At 67.5% G+C, this 16,947-nt stretch carries 18 protein-coding genes; 3 read left to right on the plus strand and 15 right to left on the minus strand.

The window, feature by feature from the left end:
- Window positions 1-25: 25 nt before the first annotated feature.
- Window positions 26-331 carry a peptidase inhibitor family I36 protein gene (locus tag ACGFX9_RS37755; RefSeq protein ID WP_393484280.1) on the minus strand — a complete coding sequence of 102 codons (306 nt, stop codon included), beginning with the start codon at window positions 329-331 and terminating at the stop codon, window positions 26-28.
- A 298-nt stretch (window positions 332-629) separates the two neighbouring features.
- Between ACGFX9_RS37755 and ACGFX9_RS37760 the strand changes: the two genes are divergently transcribed.
- Complete coding sequence (locus tag ACGFX9_RS37760; RefSeq protein ID WP_393484283.1) at window positions 630-1,484, plus strand: helix-turn-helix domain-containing protein; 855 nt, start codon at window positions 630-632, stop codon at window positions 1,482-1,484.
- Window positions 1,453-2,184, plus strand: coding sequence for an aldehyde dehydrogenase family protein (locus tag ACGFX9_RS37765; RefSeq protein ID WP_393484286.1), 732 nt, complete (start codon window positions 1,453-1,455; stop codon window positions 2,182-2,184). Before ACGFX9_RS37760 ends, ACGFX9_RS37765 begins: the two co-directional genes overlap by 32 nt.
- On the opposite strand, the gene ACGFX9_RS37770 is transcribed toward ACGFX9_RS37765, so the two are convergent.
- Both ACGFX9_RS37770 and ACGFX9_RS37775 read right to left on the minus strand, forming a co-directional pair.
- Window positions 2,133-3,116, minus strand: a complete 984-nt coding sequence (locus tag ACGFX9_RS37770; protein WP_393484289.1) for a transcriptional regulator — start codon at window positions 3,114-3,116, stop codon at window positions 2,133-2,135. The two genes, ACGFX9_RS37765 and ACGFX9_RS37770, sit on opposite strands and share 52 nt — an antisense overlap.
- 348 nt (window positions 3,117-3,464) lie before the next feature.
- On the minus strand, window positions 3,465-3,761 hold the full coding sequence (locus ACGFX9_RS37775; RefSeq protein ID WP_393484292.1) for a hypothetical protein: 297 nt from the start codon (window positions 3,759-3,761) through the stop codon (window positions 3,465-3,467).
- Window positions 3,762-3,922: 161 nt separating this feature from the next.
- Here ACGFX9_RS37775 and ACGFX9_RS37780 point away from each other — a divergent pair, with 161 nt between their 5' ends.
- A complete protein-coding gene (locus ACGFX9_RS37780; protein ID WP_393484295.1) occupies window positions 3,923-4,897 on the plus strand; it encodes a LuxR C-terminal-related transcriptional regulator in 975 nt (324 codons plus the stop codon).
- On the opposite strand, the gene ACGFX9_RS37785 is transcribed toward ACGFX9_RS37780, so the two are convergent.
- From ACGFX9_RS37785 to ACGFX9_RS37840, 12 genes are all read right to left on the minus strand, one after another.
- Window positions 4,873-5,694 carry an aminoglycoside N(3)-acetyltransferase gene (locus tag ACGFX9_RS37785; RefSeq protein WP_393484299.1) on the minus strand — a complete coding sequence of 274 codons (822 nt, stop codon included), beginning with the start codon at window positions 5,692-5,694 and terminating at the stop codon, window positions 4,873-4,875. The two genes, ACGFX9_RS37780 and ACGFX9_RS37785, sit on opposite strands and share 25 nt — an antisense overlap.
- Entirely contained in the window at window positions 5,691-7,241 is a 1,551-nt protein-coding gene (locus tag ACGFX9_RS37790) for an ABC transporter substrate-binding protein (RefSeq protein WP_393484303.1), read from the minus strand. Before ACGFX9_RS37790 ends, ACGFX9_RS37785 begins: the two co-directional genes overlap by 4 nt.
- Window positions 7,238-8,446: a hypothetical protein gene (locus tag ACGFX9_RS37795; protein ID WP_393484306.1), complete on the minus strand. Its 1,209-nt coding sequence runs from the start codon at window positions 8,444-8,446 to the stop codon at window positions 7,238-7,240. The genes ACGFX9_RS37790 and ACGFX9_RS37795 overlap by 4 nt, the downstream gene beginning before the upstream one ends.
- 90 nt (window positions 8,447-8,536) lie before the next feature.
- Complete coding sequence (locus ACGFX9_RS37800) at window positions 8,537-9,799, minus strand: acetyl-CoA carboxylase biotin carboxylase subunit family protein (protein WP_393484309.1); 1,263 nt, start codon at window positions 9,797-9,799, stop codon at window positions 8,537-8,539.
- A complete protein-coding gene (locus ACGFX9_RS37805) occupies window positions 9,796-11,040 on the minus strand; it encodes an acetyl-CoA carboxylase biotin carboxylase subunit family protein (RefSeq protein ID WP_393484312.1) in 1,245 nt (414 codons plus the stop codon). The genes ACGFX9_RS37800 and ACGFX9_RS37805 overlap by 4 nt, the downstream gene beginning before the upstream one ends.
- Entirely contained in the window at window positions 11,040-12,347 is a 1,308-nt protein-coding gene (locus ACGFX9_RS37810) for a hypothetical protein (RefSeq protein WP_393484315.1), read from the minus strand. The genes ACGFX9_RS37805 and ACGFX9_RS37810 overlap by 1 nt, the downstream gene beginning before the upstream one ends.
- A gap of 51 nt (window positions 12,348-12,398) precedes the next feature.
- A complete protein-coding gene (locus tag ACGFX9_RS37815) occupies window positions 12,399-12,728 on the minus strand; it encodes a hypothetical protein (RefSeq protein ID WP_393484318.1) in 330 nt (109 codons plus the stop codon).
- A gap of 17 nt (window positions 12,729-12,745) precedes the next feature.
- On the minus strand, window positions 12,746-12,904 hold the full coding sequence (locus ACGFX9_RS37820) for a hypothetical protein (protein ID WP_393484321.1): 159 nt from the start codon (window positions 12,902-12,904) through the stop codon (window positions 12,746-12,748).
- Window positions 12,901-13,101 (minus strand): hypothetical protein, encoded by a 201-nt coding sequence (locus ACGFX9_RS37825; RefSeq protein WP_393484323.1) that lies wholly within the window; start codon window positions 13,099-13,101, stop codon window positions 12,901-12,903. The genes ACGFX9_RS37820 and ACGFX9_RS37825 overlap by 4 nt, the downstream gene beginning before the upstream one ends.
- A 6-nt stretch (window positions 13,102-13,107) precedes the next feature.
- Entirely contained in the window at window positions 13,108-14,400 is a 1,293-nt protein-coding gene (locus tag ACGFX9_RS37830) for a cation:proton antiporter (protein ID WP_393484325.1), read from the minus strand.
- Window positions 14,401-14,544: 144 nt separating this feature from the next.
- On the minus strand, window positions 14,545-15,384 hold the full coding sequence (locus ACGFX9_RS37835; RefSeq protein WP_393484327.1) for a hypothetical protein: 840 nt from the start codon (window positions 15,382-15,384) through the stop codon (window positions 14,545-14,547).
- 277 nt (window positions 15,385-15,661) lie between these two features.
- Complete coding sequence (locus ACGFX9_RS37840) at window positions 15,662-16,870, minus strand: LLM class flavin-dependent oxidoreductase (RefSeq protein ID WP_393484329.1); 1,209 nt, start codon at window positions 16,868-16,870, stop codon at window positions 15,662-15,664.
- Window positions 16,871-16,947: the final 77 nt, after the last annotated feature.

Below are 16,947 nucleotides of genomic sequence, written 5' to 3' on the forward strand. Positions count from 1 at the left end.
TTTGTGAGCTCATGGTGTGAACCCGTCAGCACCAGTGGTTGGACGAAATGTGCGGCAGATTGCTGCCGATGCTCTTCCAGCCCGTTCCCTTGTTGAGTTGGTAGTGCGAGCCGCTCCGGTTTTTCCCCGTGTAGACGGTCACATTGCAGGACTGGCCGTTGTTGTACAGCGAACCCCCTTGTATGTAGTAGAAGTAGCCGTACATGGTCAGGTCGTCGTTGTTCTCGTAGACGCGCTGTGGATCACCACTGCCGTAGTTGGCCGTGGCGTACGCACAGAGTGCCTTCGCGTAGCAGTGGTACGGCGCCGCTTGGGCGGCAGGAGCGGTCATGATTGCCCCTCCGAGGAGTCCTACCGCGGCAACGGCAGCCGCAAGACCACGTTTCACCATTCGCTTGGCTCCTTCCTGGCGCCCCGGCCTTGATGGGGGCCGGAGTCGCGATGAGCTTCGCAGCGCGGCCTTCGCCTTGATTGTAGAAATGCGGCAGGACCGCACTGGTGGCCAAATCTCGTATCACCGGTCTGGAATGGCCCGTTCGTCACTTCTCAGGCTTCCTCAGTCTTCATACGTTGCAGTGTTATGCCTGATCCGCCGATCAGCATCAATGGGGGAATGCATGGGGGAATCAATGGGGGAACTGGTCTGTCGACGGCCGCATCCGCGCCTGCGCGGTTACGTGCTGGCTTACCGGGGGTTCCGCTTCGCCGAAGTGATGGCCCACCGGCGCCGGATCGTCGTGCCCGACGGAAACGTCAAGATCATGGTGGGTTTCGGTCAACCGGTGCGGGTGGTCGATGCTCGAACGCCCGAGCGGAGCGTGACGGCCCCGTCCTTGGTCACCGGCATCCGGGCCACGGCCGCGATCGGTGAACACACCGGCGGAGCGCACGGGATCCTGATCCTGCTGACGCCCATGGCCGCGTACCGGATCTTCGGAATCCCAGCTCCCGAGTGGTCGGATCTACACGATGATCCACTGGGATTGCTCGGTCCACCGGCCCGGAGTCTCGCGGAACGGTTGGTGGCATGCGTGAGCTGGGACGAGCGCTTCGCTGAGCTCGACTACCTCTTGGAGTCCAGGATGGCGCTGGGCCCGTCCTTTGTGCCGGAGGTCGTGGGGGCGTGGCGGGCGCTGCGGCGCTCTTCCGGCACCCTCCGGATCTCGGACCTGGCGAACGCCTCAGGCTGGAGCCGGCGGCACTTCGAACGCCGATTTCGCGCCCACATGGGTGTCACCGCCAAGGAAGCAGCGCAGATCGTTCGGTTGCAGGCAGCACTGCAACTGCGACGCATGGGCTCCAGCTGGGCCAGGGTGGCCGCCGAGCTCGGCTACCACGATCAGCCACACTTCGACCACACCTTCCGGGCAATGGTGGGCTGCACCCCGGGCAGTTTCCAGGAATCGCGCAGCGGTGTCGCTTTCGACGCCGCGCAGGACTTCCTGCCGGGGCATGTCAGCAGCGCCCTACTGTCCGGGTGTTGACCGGCTCACACGCCGGCCGACGGAGCTCGGCGGCAAGACACCCATGATCGTGTGCGACGACGCCGACCTGGACACCGCGGTGCCCGTGCTCACCGCGGCCAACACCACGTTCGCAGGCCAGTTCTGCATGGCGGGCAGTCGCATCCTCGTCCAGCGCGGCATCGCCGATGCCCTGCGTACCCGGATGACCGCCGCCCTCGACGCCGTGGTGGTCGGCCCGGGCGACGAGCTCGCCACCACGATGGGACCGGTCATCGACCGCGCCGCCGCACAGCGCGTCGACGCCCTCGTCGCCGACGCGAGCGCCTACGGCACGGTCCTGGTACGCGGCGGACTCCGCCGCCGGCGAGGGTGCGGACCAAGGAGAACTCCAGCGCCGAATCGATGTCGTACTGCGCCTGCCGAATCTGGAGGCCAAGGGTGGCGAGTTCGCCATGGACCCGGCGATAGCCTCGGGGCGAGTTCTCGCCCGGGGGCCGGGTCCGGCATCGCGATGGGCGGCGCCGTGAGGATGTCGAGCGCCGACCACACGCAGCCGCCATCCCCCTTTCGCGACAGCTGCCGATATCTTCAAGTGGCGGGACCGGCTGTAGCCGTCAGACCGTTCCGGGCATCTCCCTCTCCGGCGATGGGCGCCAAGTCGATCTCTCACACCGTCGATCTCGACGGAGCATCCGGATCGAACCTGTTGATGACGTGATGAAGCGCCTGGTGATAGCCGCGGACGAGTTCGACCACCGGGCGTCTGCAGTGGGCGGGCAGAACCTGGGCGATCTCCTCGCTCTCCCTGGCGAACATGGCCCAGGCGTCGATCATTCGGAGGACCTGGCGTCCTCGTTCGTTCTGGCGCAGAGACGGATCCCGGCGCAGAGCCGCGGTTCGTCTCAGCAGTGCCCGTGCGCTCTCCGTGTCCAGTTCGGAAAGAGCAGCCGACGCGATTCCCGGTGCCGGGGTCTGTCCGGGGGACAAGTTGTCCCGTACGGCGGCGACCGTCGCAGGGGACACTCCGGCCTCACGCGCGATCCATCTGAGCGAGGCCTGGGGGTTGTTGTGGAGCAGTTCCGCGGCCCGGTTGCGGCCTCGCGCGGGATCGACGGGACGGCGTCTCCCGTCCCTGCCGATGCGGACGCCCAGGGGTGTGTCAGTGGCGGGCAGGCCGCGGCGGATCTCGGCCACTCTTCGTGCCGAGACTCCCGTGATGGTCGCGATCGCCCTGTCGGACCAGTGTGGGCGTGCGGTGATGACCTCCCTCGCCGCCCGGTGACGGTCCGCGGGCGAAAGGGCAAGGCCGTGGGTGCTGTTGACCGAGACGGCCAGGATCCTGGCTTCGGTCTCCGTGCCGTCGAAGAACTGGACCTCTATGAGTGCGTCCCCGCGCTCACGTGCCGCGTACAACCGGTGGACACCGTCGATGACGGCCATGGTGTCGCGGTGGACGAGAATCGCAGGAAGGGCGCTCTCGGTTCCGGCCAGTGCGCGGATGTGGTCGGGGTCCGTGCCCGTGCTGCGAGGCGTGTAGGAGATCTCCAGGTCGCTGACGGCCACCTGCTGCGCAGGTGTGTGCAGGAGGTACTCGCGCGATTGGAAGAACTGCAGCGAGTCGTCCCCGTCCTGAAGGTGCGCGCTCGTCACTGGTTTCGGTTCTCTCATTGCTCGCTACTGCCCGGCGCTGCCGGTATCCGGCTGTTCAGGGGCGTCTGCCCTCTGCCAACCCGCATCGCCACGCGTGACTTGAGCGTCTTGCCACCCGACGTCCGTGGCGTCGGCCGGAGCGGCCGCCGTCCACATCAGGGCGGTGAGGACTGCCGCCCCCAGGGCTGTGAAGGTCATGTGCGTGCGGTTCATCGGCTTCCCTCCGGTTCAACAATTTGTTGATGAATTGGAGTCTGGCCGGATCGGGCGGGCAGGTGAAGCCTCCCGAGGGCGGGAAACCTGGCCATGTCCTGTCTGGGACACGCCCAGCCATCACATAACGCCCTTTCAGTCGTCGAGGCGCAGCAAGGGCATTTCAGCCCGTAGCAGGATGAAAACGGAGAGGTCCGGCCGGGATGCGGCGGCGTTCAGCCATGCGGACCTGGCTTCTTCCTCGGCCTGTCGCAAGCTCCCGCTCCGCAGGTACAGCGCAACGACCGGATGCGCGGCTCCGTCGTGCACGACGGCCAGCTCCACGGCGGCCGGCTCGGGCGCGGCGCGTGCGACCGCGAGCCCCGCGTCGGCAGGCAGGGACGCGCCGGCGGCGTCGGGGAGCAGGTGGATGTGGATCAGATACACACGCACGCACCACTCTTCAATGGCTTCGCAAAGGATCAGGCGGCTAGGCCGGGGAGGTCTGTGCAGGTCAGAGGCGGCCCGTTACCCTTTCCGCCACCCGCCCAAAGCACGCTGGCGGAGTATGAAAGGGGGGTTGGCCCGTGTTTACAGGGCTGGGGCTGGATGCAGTGACCGAAGCCGTCTACCGCGGCACTCTGGCTTGGCCGGGTTACGGGGTGCAGCAACTCGGGGCCCATCTGGGGCTCGACGAGGACACGGTGCGCTGGGCTCTGGCCGTTCTGAGCGAGATGGCGCTGGTTCGCTTCTCGGGCGAGGACCGTGACGGGGTACGTGCCGTAGACCCTCGCCTGGGAATGGAAGTGTTGCTGGCGCGGCAGCAGGAGCAGTTGTCGGCGCAGCAGCAGCGGATCGATGCCACGAGGGCAGCGGCCGTGAAGATCATCGCGGCGTATGCCGAGGAGGCTCCGCCCGCGGCGACTGCCGGCATGACGTATCTGCACGGCCTGGAAGCGATCCGTGACCAGCTGCAGCTGCTTCATCATGAGGTCGCGGAGGAGTTCCTGACGTTCGCGACCGGAGGTCCGCAGACTCCGGAGAACATGGCGGCGTCCCGCCCTTTGAACCAGAACCTGCTGGAACGCGGCGTGCGCATGCGTACCGTCTATTTGGACGCCATCCGACGCGACATGCCGACACTTGAGCATGCCAAGTGGCTGCAGAGCATGGGTGCTCAGGTGCGGACGGTTCCTACTCTGCCCAACCGCGTGATCGTCATAGACCGCCGGGCCGCTCTGATCGCCGCCGACACCGATGACACGGGCGCCGGCGCCGTCCTGGTGACCAGTCCGGGCATGATCGCTCTCCTGTGTGCCCTGTTCGAGCAGGTGTGGCGGTCTGCGGAGCCGATCGTGCAGGGGGCCGGGCCTCGGGAGAAGAGCCTGTTGAGTCGGCAGCAGCAGGCCGTGCTTGAGCTGATGGCCGAGGGCAAGACGGATGAGTCGATAGCCAACGGCCTGGGTGTGTCGACCCGAACGGTCCGCCGCATCGTGACCGGGCTCTTGACGGAGCTGGGTGCACGAAGCCGGTTCCAGGCAGCGATCCGCGCCGTCCAGCTGGGTCATCTTCCGGGGGTTCCGGAGTAGGCGTCGGCTGCGAGCAGCTCGGTCAGGCGATCGACGGCGAAGTCCGTGAAGGGCCGGCTGTGCATGAGCTGGCACTTCGCCGCGCCGATGGTGCGATGGGTGATCAGGCCTGCGGTGTCCGCCTCTGCTCCCACGCTTGGGAAGAACCGGCCGTTGTCGTCGCCCGCATCGGGTGTTTCGACCCAGGCGCGCTCGCCGTCCAGCAGGGCGGGGAAACGACGGGTCTTGGCTCGCGGGTGCGGAGTGAGTGTTTCGGCGTAGTGCAGGAACGAGTTGCGGTTGTGCCCGACTCCCAGCAGCAGAATGTGCGCCTTCAGGCGGTACATGCGCGCGAAGGGCGAGTCGGCACCCAGTGCATGGCTGTAGGGCTGGCGGTCGGTGATCTCTTGGGCTCGCGGGCCGAGAGCGGCGACCGACGCCTGGGGGTGGCGTCCGCGGAGCCGGCCCGGCTGGGCCAGCAGCGCATTGGGGACGGCGCCCATGGGGGTGGGTGTCGCGTCCGTGAACAGCGGAACACGCCCTCGCGCGGCCTCGGCTGCCGAGTCGGCGTCGGCTGCCGGGATGTGCGGGCAGGGGTCGCTGATCTGCGGGGTGAACGTCGGGACGACGAGTGTTCCGCCGTCCCCGATGGTCGAGCGGAGTGCGTCGATGACAGTGGTGGCTCCCCCGGCGATGTGTCCGAAGGCAGAGAGGGAGGCGTGAGCCACGACAACGGCCCCCGGAGCCAGCCCCATGGCCGCGAAGTGCTCCTGGAGCATGTCCTTGGTCAGGATCTCGGAATGCGTGCTGGCGCTCACGGCTGTGGTGCGTCCTTTGGTTCTATGGCCGGGTAGTCGGCCATGCCGTTCCATTTGAAAGGTGCGTGGACGGAGGCGCTCACACCCGCCACCAGCTGATGGTCCCACAGGGGGATGACAGGAAGATCTGCGAACAGAACGTCCTGTGCGGAGCGGAGATGGGCAGCAGCCGCACGCTCTGTCGGTGCGGTTTTGGCCTCGTGCAGGGCCGTGTCGAAGGCCTCGGAGCTGTAGCCGGTCTCGTTGCAGGGGGCCCCGGTGACGAAGAGCGGCTCGAGGAAGTTGACTTGTGAGGGATAGTCTCCGCGCCAGCCGGTACGGAAGGCGGCGTCGAGGGTTCCGTTCTTGATGTGGTCTCGGATGCTCTTGAAGGTGGGGTAGACGATGGGGCGGCAGGCGATACCCAGGACCGTGGAGATCTGCTCGGCGAGTGCAATGACCCACCGGTCATAGCCGCCGCTGGCGTGATATGCGATGTCCAGGCTGCCGGTGAACGGCCGGATGTCATCCGCTTGCGCCCAAGCCGTGCGTGCGCCGTGTGGGTTGTGGAGCAGGACATCGCCGGCAGCGAACGGGGCATCGTCCTCGCGCAGAACACCCGTGGTGAAGTCGGTTGCGGCGATGCGCGTTCCGCCGAGCAGCCGGTTGATGAGCTGGTCGCGGTCGATGGCCTGGGACAGGGCGCGGCGCCGCAGCCTTCCCTCCTGCCCGGTGAAGTGTGCGAGGTCGGCAGGGATGGCCAGGTGGCTGTTGAGAGCGATGCGGCGCTTCGCGGCCTGATGGCCCATGTCCGTGTGGAAGCGGGCAAGAAGACTGTCGGGGATGCTGTCGAGAACGTCCAGGTCGCCTGCGGTCAGATCCGCGTAGGCGTCGGCCAGGTCGTCGTAGAACACGACACGGATGCCGTCGTTGCGGACAGGGCCGGGTCCCGGGTAGTCGGGGTTGGGGAGCAGGCTGATGCTGTCGTGGTGTTTCCAGCCCGCTGGGCCTGCCAGACGGTAGGGGCCGTTGCCGATGGGCTGCTCGCCGAAGGCGGCGGGGCCCATGGTGAAGAAGGCTGAGGGCAAGGGCTTGGCGGCCAGATTTCCGAGGGTGGCGGGGAAGTCCCGGTCCGGGCGGCGCAAGCTGACGGTGAAAGTGTGATCGTCGATCACGTGCAGGCCGGACATGCGGAGTGCGGTGGGCGGGTGGGCGGCCACGTCCTCGTAGCCGGCGATCGGCGCGAAGAAGGCCTGTTGCTGCTGCCTGTTGGTGGAGTTGGCGGCCCAGTTCCAAGCGTCGACGAAGCTGTGGGCGGTGACCCGGGTGCCGTCCGTGAACGTCCAGTCGGACCGCAGGGTGATACGGAAGTGCTGGTGATCGGCGGTTTCGAGTTGGTCGAGGACGGCCGGCAGAACACGGCCGTCGGCGTCGTAGTGGAACAGGCCGGTGAAGAGCTGGTCGATGATCCTTCCCCCGATTCCCTCGACCGTGTCGGAGGGGATGAGGGGGTTCTGCGGTTCTGCCCCGTTGACGCGGATCATGCGCCGGGGAACCGGGGCGCTCACTTGTTTCCTCGTACGCTGAGGCCCGCCAGGAGACTGAGCAGGCCGGCCGCCGCGAAGCCGTAGGGCATGGCGTCGACCGGGACAAGGCCTGCCAGGGCGAGGCCGAGGGTGGCGACGCCGACCTTGGCTCCCGCCATCGTGACGAACACGGATTCGCGCAGATCGGGCGGGGACGCCTCTCTGCGTACGGCCAGTGCGGCGGTGTTGAGGACGGACTGGCATCCGCCCACGGCCAGGAAGGCAACGGCAGCCGACCACGTCTGTCCGAGGGCCGGCAGGAACATGAACACGCCGCTGGCGACGGCGCACCACTTGGCGGCTCGGACCACATCAACTGTCAGGGGGCGTGCGGTGAACCAGACGCCGACGAGAAGTGACCCGCCGCCCATGACCGCCAGGAGGAACGGGCCGGTCGCCGCGGGCAGGTGCTGGCTGCGCGCGAAAGTGGTGGCCAGCACGATGAGGCTGGTGAAGCCGATCGCGTTCCCATACGTGATGATCATGATGTCGCGCAGGCCTTTGGTCTTCACCATGACGAGCAGTACGTTCTTCACTGAGGCGCGCGATGCGCTCGCCCGCGGTATGTCCCGCAAGGGCAACAGGGTGGCGAGCAGGGCGGCCAGTGCCGCGAGCGCGGCCAGCACCATCATGGTCGCCAGAGGTGAGATGAGCACGGCGACGGCGCCGACCATGCTGTTGCCGACGCTGTTGCTGATGGCGTAGGTGAGGGAGTCGGCGGACTGGGCCCGTCGTTGGGTGGCCCGGTTGTCCGGCAGGAGGGATCCGAGGTGGCTGGAGAGTCCACCGGTGAGGATCGGTCCGAGGAAACCGGCGATGACCAGGCAGAGCGCCGCCATGGCGATGTGCGCGTGAGCCATCAGCAGGCCAGCGGCGCCGAAGGTCATGGCGAAGAGGGCGAAGGCAGTGGTGAGCCCCAGACGAGCGTTGGGGATGAGAGAGAGGGCGCGGGCCGAGAGCGGCCCGAGCATGTGCGGGATGGTGAGGCAGGAGGCCAGCAGGCCGGCGTAGGTGCCAAGGCTGGGATGACCGTCGCGGGCCGTGTGAAGGGCCAGCAGGACGATCGCTGCCGCACTTCCCGCATCCGAGGTACGGATCGCCAACGCCGCCGCGTAGTACGCGGCGAGCCCACCGCGCCGGGTGCCCGCGGACCGGTGGAGCTGGGGTGGGGTGAGCGAGGTGGTCACGATGCTCCTTGGTGTCGTGCCGTGGGGGAGGGCCCGGGGTGATGCCGGCAGTGGACTGCCTGTGGCACCACCCCGGGCAGCGGCATGTCGTCAGGCGGGGGTGGTGCTGATGCGGTGGTCGTCGCACCAGTCGCTGATGGCCTGGTAGGTCTTGGCGAAGGCGTCGTCGCTGTCGGCCTCGACGATGAACTGCTGGACCGCGTCGACGCTGGAGGTCGCTCCGCCGCTGATGCTTCCGGGCCGGGCAAGGACGCTGTAGTCGTGAACGCCGTCCATGCCGCAGTCGGTGGGCAGGGCCAGGAGCCTGCCGGGCGCGGCGTATCGGATGTACCAGCCCGTGCGGCGTCGCAGCGTGCCCTGTTCGGCTTCCGGGGCTGCCTCCTGGAGAGGGAGGCCGCATTGCAGGAGTGCGTGGGCTCTGACCAGGTGGATGCCGGTCGCCCGTTCGTGGGCCTTGCGGATGCCGGATCCGCCGGTGCGGCCGGCGATCTCGCAGAAGTACACCTCCCCTCCGGGAGTGACGAAGAACTCCGCGTGGAAGCTGCTGCCACCGGTGTCCGGCAGCGATGCGAGAGCTCGGCCCACCTGGTCGAGCAGCACGGCGTGCAGCGGCTCGTCCGGATCGAGCATGGCCGACGTCAGATACCGATCGGTGCGGTGGGCGCCGGGATGCGAGCCGTAGGCGGAGACGGTGGCGGCGTGGGTGATGCCATTCAGGGTCAGCCCGTCCACGTGGTACATGCGGCCTGCGATGAAGCGTTGGACGATCAGCGGCGCGGGCCAGGACCAGGGGCGGGCGCGCAGCCACGCGTCGAGATCCTGCCGGGTGTGCAGTACGTGGGTGTCGACGGATGCCGCACCGTCCACGGGCTTGATGACGAGCGGCAACTCCAGGTCGTCGACGGCCTGCAGGACCTCGAACGCCGTGGCCGCCGACCGCCATCGCGGGACACGAACCCGGTCCGCGACCGCCTCGTACATGCGAGGCTTGAGCCGGTAGCTGAGAGCTGAATCGAGCTGCTGCCCCGACCTGACGCCCAGGACGCGGCGCAGCTGAGCCGCGGCGATGAGGCCGAACTCGTCGAGACAGACCACGTGATCGATGTGGTGTTGTGCGTGCCAGCCGCGCGCCTGCTCGAAGGTCTCCCAGTTGTTGAAGGCGTCATCGATCCATGCCCATGCGGCACAGGAGTCGACTGCCCGGGCGAGTCCTCCGTGGCGCTGTCCCGCGGCGTCGCGGAAAGCGATGAGCAGGATCCGGTAGCGGTCGGCAAGCCAGTCCACGACGGGAACCGCGTCGAGGTCGTACCCGGTGACGACCAGGACGGTCTGGCGGGTGTCAGCGGTACTCACGCCGGCACCGACTGCTGTGTGGGGTCGACATCGGGGCGGACGGCGGCCGCGACACGTTCGACGCCGCTGCGCAGAAGGCCGTCGAGTTCCTCCTCGGTGTCGGCGCGCATGAGAACGAACCCGTCCAGGTCGACGGAGGACGTCTGCCGGCCAACCATGGCCGTGCGGTGCATGCGTTCGCCGACCAGGTTGGCCTCGGGCACGTGGGCACGTACGACTTGCGGGTCACAGGACTTGGGGATTCCCACCCAACCGACGAGCGTACGGTTCTCCGCGAGGCGGGGGGTGGGCAGTCGCCGTCCGAGCGTCGCGGCCAGCAGCAGCTCGAAGGTGTTGACGCCGAAGTGCGCGTCCACCTGGTCGACGATGCCCAGGCCGCCGGGGCGGGCTGCGACCTCGCACAGCACCAGTCCGTCGGCTCCGTGGAACACCTCGCAGTGGAAGTAGCTGTGGATGTCGGGCTGGAGCAGGCCCAGTTCGGCGATGACTCCGTGAGTGAACGTGGTCAACTGGCCGGCCAGTGTGGAGGTCTGGTCGATCATCCGGGTGGAGACGGCGGTGGAGAAGTCCAGGATGTCGGACCGGTAGCGGCTGACGCTGTCCAACTGGACCCGCCCGTCGATGACCAGGCCGTCCACGTGGTACAGGTCGCCGCTGACGAACTCCTCGGCCTCCAGGCAGGCGGGCGTGTAGAAGTTCGGACGCAGGCCTTCGGAGAGGTGGCGGCGCAGATCCTCGGCATCGCGGATGACCGTGGCGCCGATGGACCCGCCGCCCATGCGGGGCTTGAGGACGAAGGGGTAGCCGTAGGTCTGTGCCGCGGCCATCAGGTCGAGACCGTTGTCGACCGTTCGGAAGTCGGGGACCCTGAAACCTGCCTCGCGCAGTGTTTCCTTCATGAGGGCCTTGTCCCGGAAGAGGCGGGCCGTGTCGTACTTCAGGCCGGGCAAGTCGTAGCGCGTGCGCAGTTGTGCCGCTCTGAGCATGTCGACCTCGGAGAGCGCGATGATGCCGCGGCAGTCGCTGCTCTCGATGATGGAGGCGGCGTCGTAGTCCACCAGGTCGTTGGTCTCGTAGTGGCTGTAGATCCGCACATGGGAGGGATCGGCGCCGGCGTAGGTGTGGCTGATCTGGCTCTTGGTCGGATGGCACAGCAGCCATACGTCGGTGTCTGCCGGTGTGTTCTCGTAGCCGAACTGCGTCAGCGGGTGCCGGACGAGAGCGATGGCGGTGCTCTGCATCAGTCCCCCAGCTGCTGCGCGTAGGCGTGGTCGGCGACGAACAGGTCCGGGTTGTCGACGTAGCGGTCAAGGGCCAGTACGTCCTTGATCATGCGGCTGTAGTTCGCCGTGGTGTCGTGCATGGAGTAGTACATGTCCCAGGCCCACAGACCGGCGTAGTAGCGCCCGTCCTTCTCCATGTGGATGTCGGGCATGAAGGTGGTCCACTCGAATCGCTCGACGGGCGAGCGGCGGAAGGGTGATCCACCGATCAGATCAATGATCAGGGAGCCCTCCTTGACGTGCTCGTCGACCTGCTGGTTGGTGATGATGTAGTCGCTGCTGCCGGGTGTCTCCGCGCCATTGATGATGAGGTCGCTGCGTTCCAGCCAGGCGGGCAGGGCGTCCGCTGCGGTCTGCGCGCGGCCCAGGATGCTGAACGGGACAGCGGCGGTACGCAGTTGTTCGAAGGCGCCCATGGATACGTTTCCATATCCGAGGACCGCGGCGCGGGGCACGCCGTCGTGGAGGCGGGCGTGGAGGCCAAGTGCGTATCGGGTGGCGCCGATGCCCACTTCCCGGGTCTGGCCGACGGCACGGGTGGAACGGTTGAACTCGTCCTTGACGAGGCGCTCTTCGTCGTCACCGGGGGTGGCGCCGGTCAGGTCGTGCAGGTCGCCGTCCGCGTCGCGCAGGAAGATGCCGGAGACGGTGACGGCGAGGTGGGAACTGGCCTGCGGAACGGGGCTGTTGTCGAGGTTCTCGAGGAAGTTGACATGCAACGGCCCTCGGGTGCGGCGCATCAGGGCGCGCAGCAGGCCGTTGAGGTAGTCCTGGTCCGCCGACCGGGCGACGTGTACGTGGGGGTTGTCGCCGAGGCCGCTGATGTCGACGCGGGCTCCTGCGCGGATGCCGTCGAGATAGGCGGCCGTCGGGGTGGCCGTCTTCTGGACACCTTCCATGGCGATGACCTTGGCCTGACGGGCCGCGAGTTGCTGGGTCCGGTCGGGGAAGCAGTACAGGTGGGCCATGGTGAGCATGACGGCGCCCGGGGTCATCTGGGCCATCTCGGCGGCTTCAGCGCCCTTGAGCTTGACGATGATGTCCTTGCCCGCATAACAGCCCGGGCCGGCTTCGACGCGTGCTCCCTCCATCTCGTACTGATTGTCGAGGTAGCCGATGCCCTCGCCCAGGCCTGCCTGGACCACGACGTCGAAACCGGCGCCGCGGTACGCGCGTACGTCGGCGGGGACGAGGACGGTCCGGCGGTCGAACCCGTTGGGGTCCTCGGTGCAGGCGCTTTCCTTGCCGAAGAGAATTGTCGTCATGATGGTTCCTGTCGTGGTGATGAGGACTCGGAGATGTTCATGTCCGCCCAATCATTTTTCGAGCAGGCGGAATTCGCGGCGTATCGCTTCCACATCGGAAATGATGAGGGTGGCGATTTCCCGGGCGGAGATGGTCCGGCCGATCGAGCGAACCCAGGTGCGCGCCTTTGCGGGGCCTTCATGGTCGGCATGGAAGTGGAGAACACCGGAGTCTTCAAGGCTGGCCTGCGAGACGCGCACCGAGATTCTTTCCAGCTCTATCCTTATTTCGTCCTTGAGGCAGGACCAGCGGACCAGGTCCTTTATCTCGGCCTCTGCCATGTACTTGGCCAGGTGTAGAGAGTTGCCGTCGATCCGGTATCCATTGCTTACGGTTCTCATAGCTCTCCTCGCGAGGATCAGACGCCTTGCCAACCGGACCTGTTGTCCTGCTCGGGGCCGAATTCGCCGCTCAGGACCGAGCGGTTGCTGGAGCGGGGCTCACAGCGGTGGTCCTCGGTGCAGTTGCCCGGGTCGGCGGGCGGCACGGGATCGGCGGCTTGGCCGGTGTCTGTCATGGCGTCTCCTGATCGGCCGGAGTGTCTGGGTGTGCCCAGCGGCTGAGCACCGCTTGGGGGTCGCCGGTGGTGAGTTCGCCTAGGAGCCGGTCGATCCGATGGCGTCCACGCACCGCCCGCAGCGGGCGGCAGCCCGCGATGATCATGAGCGCCTCGTCCGAGACGCGGTGGTATCCGAGGTGCCGGCTGACCGTCATGGCGCCTCACCCGGCCACGGGTTGGGCCACGGGCGTCTTGGCGACCGCGGGGAACTCCGCCGGGGGCGTGCCGGATTCCTGGACACGCAGGATCTTCAGAAGCGGTCCGGCCATGGCGGTGGTCACCAGCGCCATCAGCACCATGACGGTGAAGAGCTGGTCTCCGATGAGTCCCATGTCGCGGCCGATTCCCAGCACCACGATCTCGGTCAGCCCTCGCGTATTCATGAGGGCTCCGAACGCGCCGGCCTCACGCCAGGGCATCCCCCACAGCCGGGCCGGCAGCGTGGTTCCCACGAACTTCCCGATCACCGCGGCGGCCAGGGCCAGGGCGAGGAAGCCCACTCCTGTTCCTCCCAGAACTGTCACGTCCACCGAGAGTCCGGTGATCACGAAGAACACCGGCAGGAGCAGGCCGGTCATCTTCTCCACCGGAGCCACCACGTTCGTCGCCACCCGCGGGGGCAGCTGCCGCGGCATCGCCAGGCCGAAGGCGAAGGCGCCGAAGATCGCGTGGATCCCGATCCAGGTGGTGGCCACCGAGGACAGGAAGATGCCGGGGGCGACGACGCTGAGCAGCAGGGTCGTCGGGGCGGCCTCGAACCGGTCCACCAGCCTCCGCAGCAGTGGCCGGACCAGGGTCGCCATGACCAGGCCGAAAGCAACGGTCAGACCAAGCGTGGTGCCGAACTCGACCGCTCCGCCCGCCCCGGCGACGGCGATCACCAGTACCAGTACGCACCAGGCAGCGACATCGCCGAGCGCGGCGCAGGCCATGGACAGTACGCCCACGCGGGTATGGGACAGCCGGCTGTCGCGGATGATGCGGGCCAGTACGGGAAAGGCCGTGATGGAGAACGCGGTGGCCAGGTAGAGCACGAACTCCGCCTTGCCGACTCCGTGCGGTGCATCGGTGTACAGCAGGGCCGCGGCGACACCCCCCAGCGCGAAGGGAACGGCCATGGCCGAGGCGGCGAGCGAGGTCAAGGCCCGGCCGCGGCCGCGCAGCCGCCCCAGCTCAAGCTCCCAGCCGGCGTGGAACATGAAGAGCACCAGCCCGATCTGGGCCACCACCGAAAGAACGGGGCGGGCGCTCTCCGGGAAGAGCACTGCGGGCAGATCGCCGGGCAACAGGCCCAGCAGGCTGGGGCCCAAGGCCAGACCGAGAGCGATTTCAGCAATGACGGGAGGCTGGTGGAAGCGACGTATCACTCCGGCCACCAGCGTGCCGGCCACCAGCACGATGGCCAGGTCGACCAACACCACCGCCTCCAGGGGCAGGACGTTGTCCAGTGCCATCTATTCCTCCTGAGCAACAGCAGCTGACCTGTATGCAGGCCGCTGATGAGATGCAGACATGACGCGGGTGGCCGCCCCCTTCTCCGGGCGGCCACCCGTCGGTCTCATCGACGAGGTCGCGTACGGGCGACCAGGTCACGGTGCTCAGTCGGTGTAGACGGCGTTCGTCGTCTCGTAGGACTTCTCCTCGAGCCAGTCGCGCAGGCTGGCGAAGGTGAGGTTGATGATGATGCGCTCCACACCCTCGGTCTCGATCGGGACGGTGCGGTGCAGGCTGGTGTCCGTCTTGAAGACGTAGGACTCACCGGCACCGTGGTAGTAGGTGCGCACGGTGCCCTCGGACAGCTTCTGGTTGACGGCCGGGTCGTTCTTGTCCCACTCCGTGTGGGGGCAGGACTGCAGCATGCCTCCGTGCTCGATGGACGGCGCCTCGGAGATGAAGATGAAGGCGAACTCGTGGTCGCCCCAGTGCCAGCCGTGGGTGTCGCCTGCCCGGTTCTGGTGAGTACCGGTGATCTTCTCGTCCTCGAAGGTGGCGTCCAGGATCGGGGTCTGCACCACGGTGGACAGCAGGGCCCGGAACTCCGTCGAGTTGTACAGGGCCGTGAACAGCTCGCTGTGCTCCTGGAAGAGCGGGTTGGGCAGGCTGCCCAGGCGGCGCGGAGTATTGCCCGTCACCGGCACGGTGATGTCGATCCGGCGGGTGTTGGTGTCGGCCAGTTTGCGGGCCTCGGCGCGCAGGAGGGAGACGAGCTCCGCGGGAAGCAGCGCCGTGGTACGCGCATAGTGCTCCATCGAGTACTGCCTTTTCGCAGTGCTGAGAGCCGCGCTGACATTGCTCCGGTTACGGGCCAGGATCCCGTCGATCTCCGCGATCTTGTCGCGGTTGACGTAGTCACCCGGCTGGTTTGCCGCCTCAAGGAGCTGCCGAGCAGCGGAACGGGCGATGGCGACGCTGTCTACGCCGGTCTCAACGACAGTCACAACAGAATTCCTTCCAAGTGAGGATCACTCATTTCACACATCCGCCGCCGGCCGCTCAGGAAGAAGAGGGAAATTCTCCGCTGCCAAACCGAAGCAGTGCCCGCGATCTCTGACCGGCGGCGACATGGAAAAGACTGATCCAGGAAGGTCTGCGGATCAATGTGCGTACTGAACACTTGAACATGCCAACAGGGTGTTCAACCGCGGATACGACGGCAGTTGAACACCCTCCTGGCGTCTCGTGGCTACTTGGTCCGGGACGTAATCCTCGTCCCAGTCACCGGCCGGTCGTGCCGCGGATCGGCGAAGAGCCGGGCTGGCGAGGATCTCGACCGACCGCACTCACGTCCGCGAAGGGCACGGCGGTTCCCGGGGATTCCGTGGCTCCGGCGGGGTGGGTCCACAGCCCCTGGGACCCGAGGGCGGGCAGGACGCCTTCGCCGAACCAGTACGCCTCCTCGATGTGCGGGTGGCCGGAGAGGATGAACTCGTCGATGCCCAGCCGGTGGTACTCGGCGATCCGCTCGGCGACCTCGGTGTGGCTCCCGACCAGCGCCGTGCCCGCACCGCCCCGTACCAGGCCGATACCGGCCCAGAGGTTGGGCGAGATCTCCAGGTCGGAGCTGCTTCCGTGGTGGAGGTCCAGCATCCGGCGCTGGCCCTCGGACTCACTGCGGGCCAGGCCGGCCTGGATGGCGCGTACGGCTGCGGGGTCGAAACCCTGCAAGAGGCGTTCGGCCTCGGCCCATGCCTGCTGGGAGGTGTCGCGGGTGATGACATGGAGTCTGATCCCGAAACGCACGGTGCGCCCCTTGGCGGCGGCGAGGCTCCGGACCCAGGCGATCTTCTCGGCGACGGCCGCTGGCGGCTCGCCCCACGTCAGGTAGACGTCGCTGTGCTCGGCCGCCACGTCGCCCGCGGCGGTCGAGGACCCGCCGAAGTAGATCTCGGGCACGGGGTCGGGCAGACGTCCCAGCTGCGCGCCCTCCACCCGGAGGTGCTTGCCGTGCAGGTCGACGGTCTTTCCCTGCCACAGGTCCCGCACGATCTGCAGGAACTCGCCAGTACGGGCGTAGCGGGCATCCTTGTCCAGGAAGTCGCCGTAGGCCCGCTGTTCCTGGCTCTCGCCGCCGGTGACGACGTTCAGGAGCAGCCGTCCGCCGGTGTGCCGTTGGAACGTCGCCGCCATCTGCGCGCCCAGGGTCGGGGAGACGAACCCGGGGCGGAAGGCGACCAGGAACTTGAGCCGTTCGGTCTCCCGGGCGAGCATCGCGGTGGTGAGCCAGGCGTCCTCGCACCAGGCGCCGGTGGGGGTGAGCGCCCCGACGAATCCGAGGTGCTCGGCGGCGCGGGCGATCTGGGTGAGGTAGCCGAGTGTGGCCGGTCGGTCGCCGCCGGCGCTCCCTGCCGGAAGCCCGTGGCCCCCGCCCACGACGTGACGGCTGTCGCCGTAGGTGGGCAGGAACCAGTGGAAGGTCAGGGCCATCGGGGACTCCCGGGTGATGGGTGATGGGGTTGGCGAGGTGGGGACTTGTCGCGGTGGGGTTGGAGGGTGGTGGGTGG

Origin of the sequence: Streptomyces sp. NPDC048436 (assembly GCF_043200355.1) — a bacterium.
Lineage (GTDB): Bacteria > Actinomycetota > Actinomycetes > Streptomycetales > Streptomycetaceae > Streptomyces.

Excerpts from the sequence above, each read along its gene's own strand:
- ACGFX9_RS37755 (WP_393484280.1), bottom strand. The coding sequence starts at position 331 with ATGACCGCTCCTGCCGCCCAAGCGGCGCCGTACCACTGCTACGCGAAG.
- ACGFX9_RS37815 (WP_393484318.1), bottom strand. The coding sequence starts at position 12,728 with ATGAGAACCGTAAGCAATGGATACCGGATCGACGGCAACTCTCTACAC.
- ACGFX9_RS37760 (WP_393484283.1), top strand. The coding sequence starts at position 630 with ATGGGGGAACTGGTCTGTCGACGGCCGCATCCGCGCCTGCGCGGTTAC.
- ACGFX9_RS37825 (WP_393484323.1), bottom strand. The coding sequence starts at position 13,101 with ATGACGGTCAGCCGGCACCTCGGATACCACCGCGTCTCGGACGAGGCG.
- ACGFX9_RS37765 (WP_393484286.1), top strand. The coding sequence starts at position 1,453 with ATGTCAGCAGCGCCCTACTGTCCGGGTGTTGACCGGCTCACACGCCGG.
- ACGFX9_RS37820 (WP_393484321.1), bottom strand. The coding sequence starts at position 12,904 with ATGACAGACACCGGCCAAGCCGCCGATCCCGTGCCGCCCGCCGACCCG.
- ACGFX9_RS37830 (WP_393484325.1), bottom strand. The coding sequence starts at position 14,400 with ATGGCACTGGACAACGTCCTGCCCCTGGAGGCGGTGGTGTTGGTCGAC.
- ACGFX9_RS37810 (WP_393484315.1), bottom strand. The coding sequence starts at position 12,347 with ATGACGACAATTCTCTTCGGCAAGGAAAGCGCCTGCACCGAGGACCCC.
- ACGFX9_RS37840 (WP_393484329.1), bottom strand. The coding sequence starts at position 16,870 with ATGGCCCTGACCTTCCACTGGTTCCTGCCCACCTACGGCGACAGCCGT.
- ACGFX9_RS37805 (WP_393484312.1), bottom strand. The coding sequence starts at position 11,040 with ATGCAGAGCACCGCCATCGCTCTCGTCCGGCACCCGCTGACGCAGTTC.